Genomic DNA, 17,940 nt, shown 5'->3' with positions numbered 1-17,940 from the left:
GGGCGGCCGCCTGCGGTTCCCCCCCGCTCGCCGGGGGGGGGGGGGCGCCCCCTCCGCCGCCCCCCCCCCCCCCTCGGCCCGGCGGGGGGCCACTTTCACCACCCCCACCCCCCCCCCCCCCCGGCCGCGGATCAGGCCTGCGCCGCCCACCATTCCTTGAGGGCGGCGACTGCGGCGTCGCGCTCCATCGGGCCGTTCTCCAGCCTCAGCTCCAGCAGGAACGCGTAGGCCTTGCCGATCACCGGCCCGGGACCGACGTCCAGGACCTGCATGATCTCGTTGCCGTCCAGGTCGGGCCGGATGGCGTCGAGCTCCTCCTGCTCCTGAAGCTGCGCGATGCGCTCCTCCAGGCCGTCGTAGGTGCGGGAGAGGGCATTGGCCTTGCGCTTGTTGCGCGTGGTGCAGTCGGACCGGGTGAGCTTGTGCAGGCGGTCCAGGAGCGGGCCGGCGTCGCGGACGTAGCGCCGCACCGCGGAGTCGGTCCACTCGCCGTCTCCGTAGCCGTGGAAGCGCAGGTGCAGCTCCACCAGCCGGGACACGTCCTTGACCATGTCGTTGGAGTACTTCAGCGCGGTCATGCGCTTCTTGGTCATCTTCGCGCCCACCACCTCGTGGTGGTGGAAGGAGACCCGGCCGTCGCTCTCGAACCGGCGGGTGCGCGGCTTGCCGATGTCGTGGAGCAGGGCCGCCAGCCGCAGCACCAGGTCCGGGCCGTCGTGCTCCAGCGCGATGGCCTGCTCCAGCACGATCAGCGAGTGGTCGTAGACGTCCTTGTGCCGGTGGTGCTCGTCACTCTCCAGCCTCAGGGCGGGCAGCTCGGGCAGCACGTGGTCGGCCAGCCCGGTGTCCACGAGCAGACCCAGGCCCTCGCGGGGGTGCGCGGACAGCAGCAGCTTGTTCAGCTCGCCCTGCACCCGCTCCGCCGAGACGATCTCGATCCGGTCCGACATCGCCTTCATCGCCGCCACGACCTCGGGGGCGACCTCGAAGTCGAGCTGGGCGGCGAAGCGCGCCGCACGCAGCATCCGCAGCGGGTCGTCGGAGAAAGAGTCCTCCGGGGTGCCGGGAGTGCGCAGAACGCCCGCCTGGAGGTCCTCCAGGCCCCCGTGCGGGTCCACGAACTCCTTCTCCGGGAGCGCGACCGCCATCGCGTTCACGGTGAAGTCGCGGCGGACCAGATCCTCCTCGATCGAGTCGCCGTAAGAGACCTCCGGCTTGCGCGAGGTGCGGTCGTAGGACTCCGAGCGGTACGTGGTCACCTCGATCTGGAAGCCATTCTTCTGGGCTCCGACGGTGCCGAAGGCGATGCCGACGTCCCACACCGAGTCGGCCCACGGCCGGACGATCTTCAGGACGTCCTCGGGGCGGGCGTCGGTGGTGAAGTCGAGGTCGTTGCCGAGACGCCCGAGCAGCGCATCGCGTACGGACCCGCCGACCAGGGCGAGGCGGAAGCCGGCCTCCTGGAACCGGCGGCCGAGCTCGTCGGCGACAGGAGCGACCCGCAGCAGTTCACTGACCGCGCGGAGCTGCACCTGACTCAGGGCACTGGGGTTGTCTTCGTTGGCGTTCGGCACAACAGAAAAGGGTACGTGCCCCGCCCGGCGAGGGCTCCCGCGTTTACGGCCGCCCCGGCATGCGGCGCCCCCGGGGCGGCCCCGATCATGTGGAGCAAGGCGCGGCACTCGCGCACAGCGGGTCTCGTTACCATGCGTGGACGCACAAACGACGACCACTGACACTTCGAGGGACGGGCTAGCGCGTGGCCGAGGCGGCAGACATCCAGGGGGCACCCCCCGCACCTGCCCGGCGTCGATGGCTGCGGCGCGCGGTCATTCTGCTGGCCGGGACCCCCGTGCTCGCCGCTCTGGTCTACTCGCCCGCCCCGCAGGCAGCCCAGGCCGCCGAGGCGGGCACCGTCGACGTACAGCTGGACGGGATGGCCCCCGCGGCCCCGGTCAAGGGCGACACGCTCACCATCTCCGGCAGCGTGGTCAACAACGGCCGCGAGACGATCACCGGCGCGCACGTGGGTCTGCGGGTCGGGCCCGCCCTGGGCGACCGTGCCTCCATCGACGAGGCGGCGGAACGCGCCGGGTTCCGGGCCGGCACGGATCCCGGCGAGATCGACCCGGCCTATGCCGTGAAGATCCCCTCGCTGCCGTCCAAGGTCAAGCAGGACTTCACCCTCACCATCCCGGTGAACAAGCTGGAGCTGGACAAGGACGGCGTCTACCAGATCGGCGTCTCGCTGTCCGGGGAGACCGAGAGCCGCCAGTACGAGCAGGTGCTCGGCATCAAGCGGACCTTCCTGCCCTGGCAGCCCGAGGCCGCCGCCAAGCGCTCCCAGCTCACGTACCTGTGGCCGCTGATCTCCACCACGCGCCTGACCGCGGAGACCGGCTCGGACGAACTGCAGACTCCCGTCTTCCTCGACGACTCCCTCGCCGAGGAGCTCAAGCCCGGCGGGCGCCTCCAGCAGATGGTCGCCCTCGGCAAGGACCTGCCCGTCACCTGGGTCATCGACCCCGACCTGCTCTACACCGTCGACGCCATGACCAAGGGCTACCGGTACCGCGCACCCGACGGCCGGATCGTCCAGGGCAAGAACAAGGCCGTCGCCGAGCAGTGGCTGAGCTCCCTGGAAACCGCGGTCCAGGGCAAGAAGATCGTCGCGCTGCCGTTCGCCGACCCCGACATCGCCTCCCTCGCCCACCAGGGCAAGGACGTCTCGGGCACCCTGGGTCAGCTGCGGCCGGCCACCGACAAGGCGAAGCAGGCCGTGGAGACCGTCCTGCACGTCACCCCGTCCACCGACTTCTCCTGGCCCCTGGACGGCGCCATCGACCCGTCGATCGTCAACGTGGCGACCTCGGCGGGCGCCCACAACGTCCTGACGCGCAGCGACAGCCTCCAGGAGACCGGCGCCCTCGGCTACACGCCCTCCGCGGCCCGTCCCATCGGCGCGGGCGCCACCGCCGTCGTCGCCGACGCCGACCTGTCCACCGCCTTCGAGGGCGACATGCTGAACGCCGGGAACGCCACGCTGGCCGTGCAGCGCTTCCTCGCCCAGAGCCTCGCCCTGAACCTGCAGAAGACCGACAACCAGCGCAGCTTCGTCGTCACCCCGCAGCGGATGCCGTCCACCAGCCAGGTGCAGACGATGGCGGCCGCCGTACGGGGCCTGCAGGCGGGCCGCTGGACCCAGCCGGCCGACCTCGACGTCACGGCCGCGGCCAAGCCCGACGCGGGCGTCAACACCCAGGTCCCGGGCGCCGGCCAGTACCCCGAGGCGCTGCGCAAGACGGAGCTGCCGGTCTCCGCCTTCGAGAAGATCCGCACCACCCAGAACACCCTGGACCACTTCAAGGTGATCCTCAGCGCGCCCGACCGCGTGGAGATCCCTTTCGGCAACACCACCAACCGCGAGATGTCCACCTCCTGGCGCGGCCGCCCCGAGGAGGCGCGGCTCTACCGGGACCAGGTGCAGGAGTACCTGATCGGTCTCACCGAGAAGGTCAAGGTCGTCCCCAAGTCCGATGCCACCCTGTCCGGACACAGCGCGACCATCCCGGTCAGCGTCCAGAACAGCCTCGTCCAGGACGTGCACAACCTCGTCCTGCGAGTGAAGTCCGCCAATCCCACCCGCCTGATGTTCGGCGACAGCGGCCAGGCCGAGCAGGAAGTGACCGTCACGGGCGGACACAGCCAGACGGTCAAGTTCACCGCCAACGCCACGGCGAGCGGCCCCGTCGAGGTCACCGCACAGCTCTTCACCACGGACGGCGTGCCCTACGGCAAGGCGCGCAAGTTCACCGTGGAGGCCACCGAGATCACCCCGACCGTCATGCTCGTCATCGCAGGCGGTGTGCTCCTCCTCGTCCTGGCGGGCATCAAGATGTACGCCAGCCGCAAGCGCGTCGCGGCCCGTGCGGCCGCCGAGGAGAGCACGCAGCCGAGTGACGAGACACCGGACACCGGACCGCAAAGCACCGGGCCGTCCGGCACGGGTGAGACAGTGGACCGTTGAGCGATGCCGTGGCCGGTCGGCCTGGGGACGATGAGGTGGGGTTTCGATGAACGCGCCGTACGACGGTGACCGCGCGCAGGGCACTGGTGGGCCCGCGCCCTACCAGGGCGCTGCCCCGGGCACCCCGGTGGCCGGGCAGGTCCCCGCGCCTGCGCCCGCACCGGACCGTGACCCGTACGTCCAGGACGCCTACGACTACGACCCGTACCGGTCCCAGGACCTGTCGGCCCAGGACCCGGTCGCCGAGGTCCTCTACGACCGGGCCTCGCACCCTCCGCCGCCGCCCGGCACCTATCAGGAGCCCGGACCGCTCTACGCGGCCCCGCAGGCCCCCGTGCACGCCCCCGACCCGCAGGTCTGGGCCCAGACCCCGCCGCCCGAGCCGGACGGGCCCTCCCGGCACCTGCCCTACGGCGACCACGCGACGACCACCCAGTTCGTCGGCGTGGACTCCCTGGTCACCAAGGCGGCGGACGAGAAGCCCGCGCCCGACGCCTTCGCGCACCTCTACCGGGACCAGCAGGGCGCTCCCGGCACCCCCGTGGAGGACGCCCCCGTCGCGGCCCCGGCGCCGAGCAAGCCCGCCGGCCGCGCCACAGGCCTCCTCAAGTCCAGCGCCGTCATGGCCGCCGGCACGATCGTCTCGCGCATCACCGGCTTCCTGCGGACCCTCGTCATCGCCGGTGCCATCGGCGTCGGCACGTTCAACGACACGTACCAGATCGCCAACACCCTGCCGACGATGATCTACGTGCTGGTCGGCGGCGGCGCGCTCAACGCCGTCTTCATCCCGCAGCTGGTACGGGCCATGAAGCAGGACGACGACGGGGGCGAGGCCTACGCCAACCGCCTCCTGACGCTCGTCGTCGTGCTGCTGGCCGCCATCACCACGATCTGCGTCCTCGCGGCGCCGGTGTTCATCACGATGATGTCGCCGAAGCTCGCGTCCGACCCCCAGCAGATGGACGTCGCGGTCGCCTTCGCCCGCTACTGCCTGCCGACCATGTTCTTCATGGGCGTGCACGTGGTCCTCGGTCAGATCCTCAACGCACGCGGCCGGTTCGGCGCGATGATGTGGACCCCCGTCCTCAACAACATCGTCGTCATCGCCACGTTCGGCGCCTTCATCTGGGCCTTCGGCGGCTTCACCACCTCGGGTGTCAGCGCGACCACCGTCACCCCCGAGGGCGTCCGCCTGCTCGGTCTCGGCACCCTCCTGGGCCTCACCGTCCAGGCCCTGGCGATGCTGCCCTACCTGCGCGACGCCGGCTTCCGGCCGCGCCTGCGCTTCGACTGGCGGGGCCACGGCCTCGGCAAGGCCGCCCGCCTGGCCAAGTGGACGTTCTTCTTCGTACTGGCCAACCAGATCGGCCTCGTCGTCGTGACGCAGCTGGCCACCTGGGCCGGATCCGTCGCGGAGAAGCAGGGCCACCCCGGCACCGGCATCACCGCCTACAACTACGCACTGCTGCTGTGGCAGATGCCGCAGGCCATCATCACCGTCTCCGTCATGACGGCCGTGCTGCCGCGCATCTCCCGCTCCGCCCACGACGGGGACGCCGCCGCCGTCCGCGACGACATCTCGTACGGGCTGCGCACCTCGGCCGTCGCGATCGTGCCCTGCGCGTTCGCGTTCCTCGCCCTCGGCGTCCCCATGGCCACGCTGCTGTACGCCGGTTCCGGATCCGGAGCCCAGAACATCGGCTACGTCCTGATGGCCTTCGGTCTCGGACTCATCCCGTACTCCGTCCAGTACGTGGTCCTGCGCGGGTTCTACGCCTACGAGGACACCCGGACGCCCTTCTACAACACGGTCATCGTCGCCGGCGTCAACGCGGCCGTCTCCACCGCCGCGTTCTTCGTGCTCCCCGCGCGCTGGGCCGTCGTGGGCATGGCCGCCGCCTACGGCCTCGGCTACACCGTCGGCGTCGGCGTCGCCTGGCGGCGCCTGCGCACCCGGCTGGGCGGCGACCTCGACGGCGCCCACGTGATGCGCACCTACGCCCGCCTCACCGGTGCCTGCGTCCCCGCGGCCGCCGTGGCCGGCGCGGCCGCCTACGCGGTCACCCAGTGGCTCGGAAGCGGAGTCACCGGCTCCCTCGCGGCGTTGGCCGCCGGCGGTGCCGCGTTGGCCGCCGTGTTCCTCGTGGCAGCCAAGAGGATGCGCATCGAGGAGCTCAACGCCATGGTCGGAATGGTTCGCGGACGCATGGGGCGCTGATGCGCACAACCGTCGGGCCCTTTCGCGTGTCGTGCATAGCGCCGGACTGTGGGCACAATTGGCGTGGCTTCGCAGACTGGCCGACAGCGCGTAACGGATGGGGAGGCAGGAACGACGGTGGCGGAACGTAGCACGGCTGCCGTCGACGTGGCCGACAACGGCGGCAACGAGCCGCCGGCCGCAGATGCGGCAAAGGCCACGGCCGACGGGGTGGACACCCAGAACGGACGAGCCGCGGACGGACCCATGCCCGAAAAGGACGGCGAACGCAGAAAAGCGGCCCCTGCTGCCGCCCCCGAACTCCACAGCGGCCACAAGCTCGCCAGGCGCTACCGCCTCGAAGAGTGCGTCACCCGTCTGGACGGATTCAGCAGCTGGCGCGCCATGGACGAAAAGCTGCGCCGGGCCGTGGGCGTCCACCTGCTGCCCGCCGACCACCCCCGGGCCCGGGCCGTCCTGGCCGCCGCCCGCTCCTCCGCGCTGCTCGGCGACCCGCGGTTCGTCCACGTCCTCGACGCCGTGGAGGAGAACGACCTCGTCTACGTCGTCCACGAGTGGCTGCCCGACGCCACCGAGCTGACCGCGATCCTCGCCGCGGGCCCCCTGGAGCCCCACGAGGCCTACCAGCTCGTCACCCAGGTCTCCCAGGCCATGGCCGCCGCACACCGCGAGGGCCTGGCCCACCTGCGGCTGACGCCCAGCGCCATACTGCGGACCTCCACGGGCCAGTACCGCATCCGCGGGCTCGCCGTGAACGCCGCCCTGCGCGGCATCACCAGCGACACCCCGCAGCGCGCGGACACGGAGGCCATCGGCGCACTGCTGTACGCCGCCCTGACCCAGCGCTGGCCGTACGAGAACGACGCGTACGGGCTGACGGGCCTGCCCAAGGGCGTCGGCCTGATCGCGCCCGACCAGGTCCGTGCCGGAGTGCACCGCGGGCTGGGGGAGCTCGCCATGCGCGCGCTCGCCAACGACGGGGCCACCGCCTCCCGGCAGGAGCCGCCCTGCACCACCCCGGAGGAACTGACGAAGGCCGTCGCCGCGATGCCCCGCATCCGGCCGCCGGAGCCCGCTTTCACCGCTCCCCCGGAGTACCAGCACACCACCTACCAGCAGGGCAGCTACGGCCGGCCCATGGCGCCCGGTGTGCCCACGGCCCCGATCCGTCCTGTCCCGCCTCCGCCGCCCCCGCTGCAGAGCCGTACCGGCCGGGTCCTCAAGTGGGGTGTCGCGGCCCTGCTGATCGCCGCCCTCGGCCTGGGCAGCTGGCAGCTCGCCGACACCCTGCTGGGACGCAACAACGCCGGCTCCGGTAATTCGCAGCCCAATCAGCACACCGAGGACGCCCCGAAGAACAAGGAGCCGGGCAAGCCGCTCACCATCAAGCACGCCTCCGTCATCGCCTACGGCGGCGAGGACGGCGTGAACTTCAGGGACAGCGGAAAGGCCGTCGACAACAACCCCGACTCGGGATGGATCACTCCCCGGTACGAGGGATACGCCAACTTCGGAAACCTGACCGGACGCTTGGACGGCAGTGGCATCATCATCGACCTCGGCAGCGTGCAGAACGTATCGGAAGTCGACATAGAGCTGAGCGTGCCGGGACAGAAGGTCCAGGTCCGCGCCGCGGCCGCGGAGGCCTCCTCGCCGAACTCGTTCTCCGACTTCAACCAGGCGATCACCAAGCCGGAGACCGCCCAGAAGAAGCTCCAGGCCACGCTCGACACCCCGACCCGCACCCGCTACGTACTGGTCCACATCACCGAACTGCCCTCGGACGGCACCGGCGGCTACCGGGGTGGCATCAACGAGATCAAGGTGCTCGGCACGGCCGAATAGGACCGGGCCGCCACCGATACGGGACCGCTGCGCCGACTGCGCAGCGGTCCCTCGTATTCAACCCGCCCGACCCGTACGCTCCCTTCCGGAGGGGAGGTGTGATGCATTCAGCCACGGGAGACGACCGGAGCGACCAGGAGCTGCTGGCGCTGCATGCCGCCGGTGATCCCGATGCCTTCGGGGAGCTCGTACGGCGGCACCGCGATCGGCTGTGGGCCGTGGCCCTGCGCACCCTCGGCGACCGCGAGGAAGCCGCCGACGCGGTACAGGACGCCCTCGTCTCCGCCTACCGGGCCGCCCACACTTTCCGCGGCGAATCGGCCGTCACCACCTGGCTGCACCGCATCACCGTCAACGCCTGCCTCGACCGGGCCCGCAAGGCCGCCTCCCGCAGGACCTCCCCCCTCGACGACACGGAGCGCCTGGAGCGCCTCCTGGAGCCCCACGAGTCCGCCGAGGCACCGGCAGAGCGCCAGGACCTGCACCGGCAGCTCCTGGCCGCCCTCGGCACGCTCCCGGCCGAGCAGCGGGCCGCCCTGGTCCTCGTCGACATGCAGGGATACCCCGTCGCCGAGGCCGCCCGTATCCTCGACGTCCCCACCGGCACCGTGAAGAGCCGGTGTGCGCGCGGCCGGGCGAAGCTCCTCCCGATGGTCACTCATCTGCGCTCGAATGCCGGGGATAACACCGCCGCCGAGCGGGGAAGGAACCGGACGCCGGGGACACCCGTCCCACCAGCGGCAGACCCCAGTCAGCCAGCCCCAGACGCAGACACGGTGAAGGGCGGAGGTGGACGAACGTGACTCCCACAACCGGCACGATCCGGCACCCTGACGTCTCGGAGATCTCCGACCTGACCGAAGGGCTCCTCTCCCCGGTCCGGACCGCCGAGGTACGCCGCCATCTGGGCGACTGCCCGCTGTGCGCCGACGTCCACGCCTCCCTCGAGGAGATCCGCGGGCTCCTCGGCACCCTGCCGGGACCGCCCCGGATGCCCTCCGACATCGCCGGGCGCATCGACGCGGCTCTCGCCGCCGAAGCGCTCCTGGACTCCACCGCGCCCAGAGCGGAGCCCGCCGCCCCGGACTCCGATGTTTCACGTGAAACATCGCCTGCCGCGCCCTCGGGTCCGGGTGCCGGGCGGCCCGCAGGTCACCCGGCCGGAGCAACCGGTCCCGGGCGCCGTCGCGCCCGCCGCCGGATCGCCGTCATCGCCGGCCTGGCCGGAGCGGCAGCCTGCGCTCTTGGGATCTTCCTCGCGGGCAACCTGCTCGGGACCGGCTCCCCGGACACCGCCGCCCGCAAATCCGCGACGAGCACGGCAGCCGCGGCCCCCGTCGACGGCACTTACACCGCACAGGGCCTCCAGGACAACGTGCGCCGGCTCCTGGTCTCCGGGCCCGGCGCCAAGACCGTCCCGCAGGAGGAACAGCCGAACAGCACCTACGGATTGGAGAACACCACACCCTCTCCGGGCCTGGCCCCCGGTGACGGCAACCGCACGACCGCCTCCTCCGTGCCGGCCTGTGTCCAGGACGCCACCGGGCGCCCCGACACCCCGCTCGCGGCCGAACGGGGCAACTACCAGGGCACCGAGGTCTACCTCCTTGTCCTGCCACACCCCGGAGACTCTGCCCGGGTGGACGCCTACCTCGTGGGCGTCCAGTGCACGAACACCCCATCGACCGCCCCCGACAAACCATTGCTGACCAGGACATATCCTCGAAGCTGACACCTTCGAGACCACGAGGGAGCGGGCCGGGAATGCATGCGCCGTAGGATCCGTTGGGTGGGGTGAGACAACACACGGCCCCTTCGGCAAGCAGCGTGCAGTCCACAGAGACGAGGAAGAAACCCGTGAGCGACGTACGAAACGTGATCATCATCGGTTCCGGGCCGGCCGGCTACACCGCCGCCCTGTACACCGCACGCGCTTCGCTCAAGCCGCTGGTCTTCGAAGGCGCGGTCACTGCCGGCGGCGCGCTGATGAACACCACCGAGGTCGAGAACTTCCCCGGCTTCCAGGACGGCATCATGGGTCCGGACCTCATGGACAACATGCGCGGCCAGGCCGAGCGTTTCGGCGCCGAGCTCGTCCCCGACGACGTCGTGTCCGTGGACCTCACCGGTGACATCAAGACCGTCACCGACACCGCCGGCACCGTGCACCGCGCCAAGGCCGTGATCGTCACCACCGGCTCCCAGCACCGCAAGCTCGGCCTCCCCAACGAGGACGCCCTGTCCGGCCGCGGTGTCTCCTGGTGCGCCACCTGTGACGGGTTCTTCTTCAAGGACCAGGACATCGCCGTCGTCGGCGGTGGCGACACCGCGATCGAGGAGGCCACCTTCCTCTCGCGCTTCGCCAAGTCCGTCACCATCGTGCACCGCCGTGACACCCTGCGTGCCTCCAAGGCCATGCAGGACCGCGCCTTCGCCGACCCGAAGATCAAGTTCGCCTGGGACAGCGAGGTCGCCGAGATCCACGGCGAGCAGAAGCTCTCCAGCCTCACCCTGCGCAACACCAAGACCGGTGAGACCTACGAGTTGCCCGTGACGGGCCTCTTCATCGCCGTCGGCCACGACCCGCGCACCGAGCTGTTCAAGGACCAGCTGGAGCTCGACGAGGAGGGCTACCTCAAGGTCGAAGCCCCCTCGACGCGCACCAACCTCACCGGCGTGTTCGGCGCGGGAGACGTCGTGGACCACACGTACCGTCAGGCCATCACCGCCGCGGGCACCGGCTGCTCCGCGGCCCTGGATGCCGAGCGCTTCCTCTCCGCCCTCGCGGACGCCGAGAAGGCGCACGCCACGGTCTGACCCCTCGCCCATCCCCACACCCCACACCCCGCAGGAAGAATTAGGAGGCCGCAGTGGCCGGCACCCTCAAGAACGTGACCGACGCCGACTTCGACGCCGAGGTCCTCAGCAGCGACAAGCCTGTCCTGGTGGACTTCTGGGCCGAATGGTGCGGCCCGTGCCGCCAGATCGCCCCGTCCCTGGAGGCCATCGCGGCCGAGTACGGCGACGAGATCGAGATCGTCAAGCTCAACATCGACCAGAACCCGGACACGGCCGCCAAGTACGGCGTCATGTCCATCCCGACCCTGAACGTCTACCAGGGCGGCGAGGTCGTCAAGACCATCGTGGGCGCCAAGCCGAAGGCCGCCATCCTGCGTGACCTCGACGGCTTCGTGACCATCAAGCCGGTCGCCTGACGGTTGGAAGCTCCACCCGGCTGCCGCCGGGAATGTTTCACGTGAAACGGGGCCGCCCCCTTGAGGGGCGGCCCCGTTCGCACATCACAGTGGGCGCAGCGCGGGTTCCTTGCGTGTCGCACCGAGCAACCGGTCCAGCGCGAGCTCCACGTCTTCCTTCCACGAGAGCGTCGAGCGCAGCTCCAGCCGCAGCCGCGGGTGGACGGGATGCGGGCGCACCGTCTTGAAGCCCACGGCCAGCAGGTGGTCCGCCGGCAACAGGCATGCCGGGCCCTCCCAGCGCGCGTCCCCGAATGCCTCGATCGCCCGGAACCCGCGCCTCAGCAGGTCCTTGGCCACCGTCTGGACCATCACCCGCCCCAGACCCTGACCCTGATAGCCCGGCATGATCCACGCCGTGATCAGCTGGACCGCATCCGGGGAGACCGGACTCGTCGGGAAGGCCGTGGCCCGCGGTACGTACGCCGGCGGTGCGTACAGCACGAATCCCACCGGGATCTCGTCCACGTAGACCACGCGGCCGCACGAACCCCACTCCAGCAGGACGGCGGAGATCCACGCCTCCTTCTCCAGCGCCGGAGTCCCCGCCTTCACGGCGGCCTCACCACTGACGGGATCCAACTCCCAGAACACACAGGACCGGCAACGCCGAGGCAGGTCCTGGAGGTTGTCCAGCGTGAGTGGTACCAACCGACGCCCCATGAGCGCATCGTATCCATAGCCCGAATCAGGCGAAACCGCTACAAGGCAAAGGGGCGGACCGCGCCGGTTCGCACCGGCACGATCCGCCCCTCGGCGGCCGGGGAGTCACTCCCCGGACAGACCCTGCTCCAGCACCCGGCCCTCGCCCGGCGCCAAAGTCCCCAGAATCCGCTCCAGATCCTCCATCGAGGCGAACTCGACGGTGATCTTGCCCTTCTTCTGGCCCAGATCCACCTTCACGCGCGTCTCGAACCGGTCCGACAGCCGCGTCGCCAGTTCACTGAGCGCGGGAGCCACCCGGGCGCCGGCCCGCGGACCCTTCGGCTTCACGGGTCCCTCAGGCTCCGAGCCCATCAGCGAGACGATCTCCTCGACCGCACGCACCGACAGGCCCTCGGCCACGATCCGGTGCGCCAGCTTGTCCTGGGCCTCGGAGTGCTCCACCGACAGCAGGGCCCGCGCGTGTCCGGCGGACAGCACACCCGCGGCCACCCGGCGCTGGACCGGCGGCGAGAGCTTCAGCAGACGCAGCGTGTTGGACACCTGCGGACGCGAACGCCCGATCCGGTCCGCGAGCTGGTCGTGCGTGCAATTGAAGTCCTGGAGCAGCTGGTCGTACGCGGCCGCCTCCTCCAGGGGGTTCAGCTGCGCCCGGTGCAGGTTCTCAAGCAGCGCGTCCAGCAGCAGCTTCTCGTCGTCCGTCGCCCGGATGATCGCCGGAATCCGCTCCAGCCCGGCCTCCCGGCAGGCCCGCCAGCGACGCTCACCCATGATGAGTTCGTAGCGGCCCGGAGCCGACTGCCGCACCACCACCGGCTGGAGCAGACCCACCTCCTGGATGGAGGTGACCAGCTCGGCCAGCGCGTCCTCGTCGAACACCTCACGGGGCTGCCGCGGGTTCGGCGTGATCGAGTCCATCGGGAGCTCGGCGAACGTCGCCCCGGCCACCATATTGGCCTCGGGCTCCACCGCATCCGGCTCATCCGCCACCGCAACCGCAGTCATCGCCGCTGCCGATGTTTCACGTGAAACATCGGCCTGCGCCAGCGAAGCCAGCTTCGCCGCCGCGACCCCACGCTCCGAAGGCAACATCGGCACCGCCGACGGAGACGTCGAGCCGGCACCGATCACCGGCGGCGTCTTCTCCTGGGGAGCGGCGGGGATCAGCGCGCCGAGCCCCCGCCCCAGACCCCTACGTCGCTCACTCACTGGATCCCCTCCGCCACACTCTGCGTGCTGTTCATGCCCGCGCCCAGATGGGCGTGCTGGGCGTCGTACGAAATTCCGGCCCCCCGCAGCGCGATCTCGCGCGCAGCTTCCAGGTAGGAAAGAGAACCACTCGAACCCGGATCGTAGGTGAGCACCGTCTGGCCGTAACTCGGCGCCTCGGAAATGCGCACCGAACGCGGGATGCTCGTGCGCAGCACCTCCTTGCCGAAGTGCGTGCGCACCTCCTCCGCCACCTGCGAGGCCAGCCGGGTCCTGCCGTCGTACATCGTCAGCAGGATCGTCGACACGTGCAGCGCCGGGTTCAGGTGGGCCCGTACCAGGTCGACGTTGCGCAGCAGCTGGCCCAGACCCTCCAGTGCGTAGTACTCGCACTGGATCGGGATCAGCACCTCTGCACCGGCTACCAGTGCGTTCACCGTCAGCAGCCCCAGCGAGGGCGGACAGTCGATCAGGATGTAGTCCAGCGGCTGCTCGTACGCCTGGATGGCCCGCTGGAGCCGGCTCTCGCGAGCCACCAGGGACACCAGCTCGATCTCCGCACCCGCCAGGTCGATCGTGGCCGGAGCACAGAAGAGCCCCTCCACGTCCACCACCGGCTGGACGACCTCCAGCAGCGGCCGGCTGTCCACGAGCACGTCGTAGATCGAGGGCACATCCGCGTGGTGGTCGATCCCGAGCGCCGTGGACGCGTTGCCCTGCGGGTCGAGGTCGACCACCAGGACCCGCGCACCGTGCAGGGCCAGCGAGGCCGCCAGGTTCACGGTCGTCGTGGTCTTGCCCACTCCGCCCTTCTGGTTGGCGACCACGATGACCCGAGTCTGCGCCGGGCGGGGCAGCCCCTCACCGGCGCGCCCCAGCGCCTCGACCGCCAGCTGGGCGGCACGGCCGATGGGCGTGTCGTTGTCTACAAGGGGCGACGATGTTTCACGTGAAACATCGTCGCTCTCTGATTCAGAGCGGGGACCGGGGACCGGGTCGGCCATCGGCCCCGCGAGGTTGGCGTCGGACCGCACGGTGTCACTCTCCTCGACATCAGGCTCGCGATGAACAGAGCCTGCCATGACACCCGGGTCGCGAACCAGCGGGGCCCGTACTCCTGTGGATGAATCCACCGTTGTGGACAACTCCGTCCCCCCTTCGCCCTTACGGTGACGAGGGGACGCAGCCGCACGGCCGCGGCTGATGATTCCGTGCAGCAGAGAGCGACGTTTCACGTGAAACACGATGCCCGGACAGTGCCCAGACAGGGTCTTCGGGCCGCTACGACACTCCGAAAGCCATACCTATAGGGCGCAATGCCCCGGAAATCAGCGACGCCGACGGGTCCGGCTGGTACGAGCGGCCTTAGCCCGCTTGGCCGCGAACCTCACCCCGCCGGGGCTTTCTCCGACCTCCACCCGGACGACGGTGGACAGGGGATCCACCACACCCTCGCCCACATGCAGTACCGAGGTCTTCACCACACCCAGCTTCGCCAGTGCGGTCTTCGCCGCCACCAGCTCCTCCTCGGCGGTGTCGCCCTTGAGCGCCAGCATCTCCCCGTACGGACGCAGCAGGGGCACGCCCCAGCCCGCCAGCCGGTCCAGCGGAGCCACGGCTCGCGCCGTCACCACGTGCACCGGCTGCACCTTGCCGAGCATCTCCTCGGCCCGGCCGCGCACCACCGTGACATGGTCCAGGCCCAGCAGCTCCACGGCCTCCTGCAAGAAGGTCGTCCGCCGCAGCAGCGGCTCCAGCAGCGTGATCTTCAGATCCCGCCGCACCAGAGCCAGCGGAATGCCGGGCAGGCCGGCACCCGAACCGACATCGCAGACGGTGACGCCCTCGGGCACCACCTCCGAGAGCACCGCACAGTTCAGCAGGTGCCGCTCCCACAGGCGCGGCACCTCACGCGGGCCGATCAGGCCGCGCTTGACCCCCGCGTCCGCCAGCAGCTCCGCATACCGCACAGCTTCCGGGAAAAACTCGCCGAACACCGCGCGCGCCTCTTCAGGCGCCGGGGGAAGCTCCGCTGCCTCCGTCACGGGGACCGTCCTTCCGTACCGCATGGATCGTTGAAAACGCACTGCTCGAACTGGCACCGCCGGGACCGGCACTGCCAGGCTGACAAACTTCGGCCCCGTCTGCGACACAGACGGGGCCGAACACTCAGGCTTGCGGTCAGGCCGGGAGCACGACGACGAAGCGCTGCGGCTCCTCGCCCTCCGACTCGCTCTTCAGACCGGCAGCCGCCACGGCGTCGTGGACGACCTTGCGCTCGAAGGGCGTCATCGGCGCCAGCTTCAGCGGCTCACCGGACGCTTTCACGTCCGCCGCCGCCTGGGCACCGAGCGCCGTCAGCTCCTCGCGCTTCTTCGCACGGAAGCCCGCGATGTCCAGCATCAGCCGGCTGCGGTCCCCGGTCTCGCGGTGCACGGCGAGGCGGGTCAGCTCCTGCAGAGCCTCCAGGACCTCACCGTCGCGCCCCACGAGCTTCTGGAGATCACGGCCGGCAGAGTCACTGACGATCGACACCGCGGCTCGGTCGGCCTCGACGTCCATGTCGATGTCCCCGTCCAGGTCGGCGATGTCCAGCAGACCTTCGAGGTAGTCGGCCGCAATCTCACCCTCCTGCTCAAGGCGGGTCAGGGTGTCGCCACTCTCAGCGGCGGCGGTGGTGGTGCCTTCCGTCACGGGAGGGACTCCTTCTTACTTCTTGGAAGAGGGCTTGGGGGGCGTCTGGCGCTGCGACTTCGTCTGCCGCTTCGGCTGCTGCCGCTTGGCGGCACCGCCGCTCGCCGCGTCCGCGTCGGCCGTGGCCTCGGCACTCTTGATCACAGACCCGTCCGCCTGCGCAGCCAGACCCTGCTTCGTGAGAGCCGTGATGAACTTGCGCTCGTTGTCGTTGCGGTCCGGGCCCTTGGCCACGATCACCGCGACGATCTTCTTCTTGCCCCGGCCCTTGACGTCTCCGTGCGTGCTGACGTGCTTCAGCAGACGGGTCAGGTACTGGTCCTGAGCCTTGCTTCCCGGGGTCGGGTTCTGGTTGATCACGTACATCTGCTGGCCCATGGTCCACACGTTCGTGGTCAGCCAGTAGACGAGAACACCCACGGGGAAGTTGATGCCCATGACCGCGAAGATCAGCGGGAAGATGTACATCAGCATCTTCTGCTGCTGCATGAACGGCGTCTTGACCGAGAGGTCGACGTTCTTCTGCATCAGCTGGCGCTGGGTGTAGAACTGCGACAGCGACATCATGACGATCATGACCGCGGTCACGATGCGGACATCCGTGATCGAGGCGCCCAGGGAGGCAGCCTTCTCGGCGCTGTCCGTGAACTTCGCCGCCAGCGGGGCACCGAAGATGTGCGCCTGACGCGCACTCTCCAGCAGCGACTGGTTGATGACGCCGATGGTCTGACCGTTGGCGATGGCCGAGAGCACGTGGTACAGCGCGAAGAAGAACGGGGACTGCGCCAGGATGGGAAGACACGAGGAGAGCGGGTTGGTACCCGTCTCCTTGTACAGCTTCATCATCTCTTCGGACTGGCGCTGCTTGTCGTTCTTGTAGCGCTCCTGGATCGCCTTCATCTTCGGCTGGAGCGCCTGCATGCCACGCGTCGCCTTGATCTGCTTCACGAAGAGCGGGATCAAGCAGATGCGGATCAAGACCACCAGGGACACGATGGACAGGCCCCAGGCCCAGCCGCTGTCCGGGCCGAAGATCGCACCGTACAAGCTGTGGAACTGGACGATGACCCACGACACGGGCGTGGTGATAAAGCTGAACAGACTGGCAATCGTGTCCACTAATCAGGCTCCTTGAGCATTGCGAGATCTACGCAACGCACTGCGCAGCTGCTCGTGCCAACGCGGGCGTTTACGGGGTGGGACATGATCGACACCACCGGCGGACCACGGATTGCACCGCAGGATCCGCCAGCCGGTGAGAACCGTCCCCTTCACCGCACCATGCCGGTCGATGGCCGTGAACCCGTAGTGCGAGCACGAGGGGTAATAACGGCACACCGGCCCGAGCAGCGGACTGATCGTCCACTGGTACAGCTTGATCAATGCGAGCAGCGGGTACTTCATCGAGCCACGCCTCCCAGGAGCCGCGTCAGAGCGGCATCCAGGTCCCGGGCCAGTTCGTCGGCACAGGCGTCACCCGCTCCGGGCAATGCCCGCACCACCACCAGGCTACCGGCGGGCAGCTGGGAGAGCCGCTCGCGGACAAGATGGCGCAAACGGCGCTTCACCCGGTTACGGACGACGGCACCACCCACGGCCTTGCTGACGACGAAACCCGCACGCGTCGAGGGATCGATCTCCCCCGGCTCGTGCGGGTCCGTTGCACCGCTTGTACGTAGATGGACGACGAGGAGCGGGCGACCTGCCCGCCTGCCTCGACGTACCGCGCTCGCGAAGTCCTCACGCCGCCTCAGCCGATTTTCGGGAGACAGCACGACGTCACGACCTGCGCGTTGTTACGCGGAGAGGGCGGCGCGGCCCTTGCTGCGGCGGTTCGCCAGGATCGCGCGACCGGCACGGGTACGCATCCGGAGACGGAAGCCGTGGGTCTTGGCACGACGGCGGTTGTTCGGCTGGAAGGTGCGCTTGCTCACTCGGGGGCTCCAGAGAATGAATCGTTGTGGCGGGACATCGCCTGGCTGTCACCGTGCGCCCACGAGGAAACTCGCGTGTTCGCCCGAGTGGCA

General features: G+C 69.8%; 17 protein-coding genes. 7 read left to right on the top strand and 10 right to left on the bottom strand.

All coding sequences use genetic code 11. From position 1 onward, the window contains the following. Nucleotides 1-131: 131 nt before the first annotated feature. Entirely contained in the window at nt 132-1,574 is a 1,443-nt protein-coding gene (locus ACIQU4_RS23680; protein WP_403734016.1) for a CCA tRNA nucleotidyltransferase, read from the bottom strand. 185 nt (nt 1,575-1,759) lie between these two features. Between ACIQU4_RS23680 and ACIQU4_RS23675 the strand changes: the two genes are divergently transcribed. From ACIQU4_RS23675 to trxA, 7 genes are all read left to right on the top strand, one after another. Further along, entirely contained in the window at nt 1,760-4,027 is a 2,268-nt protein-coding gene (locus ACIQU4_RS23675; RefSeq protein ID WP_403734014.1) for a DUF6049 family protein, read from the top strand. Nucleotides 4,028-4,073: 46 nt separating this feature from the next. After that, nucleotides 4,074-6,248, top strand: coding sequence for a murein biosynthesis integral membrane protein MurJ (gene murJ, locus ACIQU4_RS23670; RefSeq protein WP_403734011.1), 2,175 nt, complete (start codon nt 4,074-4,076; stop codon nt 6,246-6,248). 117 nt (nt 6,249-6,365) lie between these two features. Further along, complete coding sequence (locus ACIQU4_RS23665; protein ID WP_403734009.1) at nt 6,366-8,093, top strand: protein kinase family protein; 1,728 nt, start codon at nt 6,366-6,368, stop codon at nt 8,091-8,093. 101 nt (nt 8,094-8,194) lie between these two features. Next, nucleotides 8,195-8,896 (top strand): RNA polymerase sigma factor SigM, encoded by a 702-nt coding sequence (sigM, locus tag ACIQU4_RS23660; RefSeq protein ID WP_403734006.1) that lies wholly within the window; start codon nt 8,195-8,197, stop codon nt 8,894-8,896. After that, a complete protein-coding gene (locus ACIQU4_RS23655) occupies nt 8,893-9,825 on the top strand; it encodes an anti-sigma factor family protein (RefSeq protein WP_403734004.1) in 933 nt (310 codons plus the stop codon). The genes sigM and ACIQU4_RS23655 overlap by 4 nt, the downstream gene beginning before the upstream one ends. A gap of 125 nt (nt 9,826-9,950) precedes the next feature. Continuing rightward, entirely contained in the window at nt 9,951-10,910 is a 960-nt protein-coding gene (gene trxB, locus ACIQU4_RS23650; protein ID WP_403734001.1) for a thioredoxin-disulfide reductase, read from the top strand. A gap of 53 nt (nt 10,911-10,963) precedes the next feature. Further along, complete coding sequence (gene trxA / locus ACIQU4_RS23645; RefSeq protein WP_403733998.1) at nt 10,964-11,308, top strand: thioredoxin; 345 nt, start codon at nt 10,964-10,966, stop codon at nt 11,306-11,308. 84 nt (nt 11,309-11,392) lie between these two features. Here trxA and ACIQU4_RS23640 read toward each other — a convergent pair whose 3' ends face one another. From ACIQU4_RS23640 to rpmH, 9 genes are all read right to left on the bottom strand, one after another. After that, complete coding sequence (locus ACIQU4_RS23640; RefSeq protein ID WP_403733995.1) at nt 11,393-12,010, bottom strand: GNAT family N-acetyltransferase; 618 nt, start codon at nt 12,008-12,010, stop codon at nt 11,393-11,395. Between the two features lie 105 nt (nt 12,011-12,115). Then, a complete protein-coding gene (locus ACIQU4_RS23635; RefSeq protein ID WP_403733992.1) occupies nt 12,116-13,219 on the bottom strand; it encodes a ParB/RepB/Spo0J family partition protein in 1,104 nt (367 codons plus the stop codon). Beyond that, a complete protein-coding gene (locus ACIQU4_RS23630) occupies nt 13,216-14,301 on the bottom strand; it encodes an AAA family ATPase (RefSeq protein WP_403733989.1) in 1,086 nt (361 codons plus the stop codon). Before ACIQU4_RS23630 ends, ACIQU4_RS23635 begins: the two co-directional genes overlap by 4 nt. Before the next feature lie 246 nt (nt 14,302-14,547). Further along, nucleotides 14,548-15,264 (bottom strand): 16S rRNA (guanine(527)-N(7))-methyltransferase RsmG, encoded by a 717-nt coding sequence (rsmG, locus tag ACIQU4_RS23625; protein WP_403733986.1) that lies wholly within the window; start codon nt 15,262-15,264, stop codon nt 14,548-14,550. Between the two features lie 136 nt (nt 15,265-15,400). Then, a complete protein-coding gene (locus tag ACIQU4_RS23620) occupies nt 15,401-15,913 on the bottom strand; it encodes a protein jag (RefSeq protein ID WP_403733983.1) in 513 nt (170 codons plus the stop codon). Between the two features lie 15 nt (nt 15,914-15,928). Then, the gene (gene yidC / locus ACIQU4_RS23615; RefSeq protein ID WP_403733981.1) at nt 15,929-17,032 is read right to left on the bottom strand and encodes a membrane protein insertase YidC; all 1,104 of its coding nucleotides are present in this window, start codon (nt 17,030-17,032) and stop codon (nt 15,929-15,931) included. A gap of 3 nt (nt 17,033-17,035) precedes the next feature. Continuing rightward, nucleotides 17,036-17,317: a membrane protein insertion efficiency factor YidD gene (gene yidD / locus ACIQU4_RS23610; RefSeq protein WP_078613072.1), complete on the bottom strand. Its 282-nt coding sequence runs from the start codon at nt 17,315-17,317 to the stop codon at nt 17,036-17,038. Continuing rightward, the gene (rnpA, locus tag ACIQU4_RS23605; protein ID WP_403733978.1) at nt 17,314-17,688 is read right to left on the bottom strand and encodes a ribonuclease P protein component; all 375 of its coding nucleotides are present in this window, start codon (nt 17,686-17,688) and stop codon (nt 17,314-17,316) included. The genes yidD and rnpA overlap by 4 nt, the downstream gene beginning before the upstream one ends. Nucleotides 17,689-17,709: 21 nt before the next feature. Further along, entirely contained in the window at nt 17,710-17,847 is a 138-nt protein-coding gene (gene rpmH, locus ACIQU4_RS23600; RefSeq protein ID WP_018547628.1) for a 50S ribosomal protein L34, read from the bottom strand. Between the last annotated feature and the right edge of the window lie 93 nt (nt 17,848-17,940).

This window comes from Streptomyces sp. NPDC090741 (genome assembly GCF_044769045.1).
Lineage (GTDB): Bacteria > Actinomycetota > Actinomycetes > Streptomycetales > Streptomycetaceae > Streptomyces.
The sequence above is the reverse complement of the archived record's forward strand: the minus strand, read 5'-3'. Positions and strand labels throughout refer to the sequence as shown.

Excerpts from the sequence above, each read along its gene's own strand:
- murJ (WP_403734011.1), top strand. The coding sequence starts at position 4,074 with ATGAACGCGCCGTACGACGGTGACCGCGCGCAGGGCACTGGTGGGCCC.
- sigM (WP_403734006.1), top strand. The coding sequence starts at position 8,195 with ATGCATTCAGCCACGGGAGACGACCGGAGCGACCAGGAGCTGCTGGCG.
- ACIQU4_RS23640 (WP_403733995.1), bottom strand. The coding sequence starts at position 12,010 with ATGGGGCGTCGGTTGGTACCACTCACGCTGGACAACCTCCAGGACCTG.
- ACIQU4_RS23630 (WP_403733989.1), bottom strand. The coding sequence starts at position 14,301 with ATGGCAGGCTCTGTTCATCGCGAGCCTGATGTCGAGGAGAGTGACACC.
- yidD (WP_078613072.1), bottom strand. The coding sequence starts at position 17,317 with ATGAAGTACCCGCTGCTCGCATTGATCAAGCTGTACCAGTGGACGATC.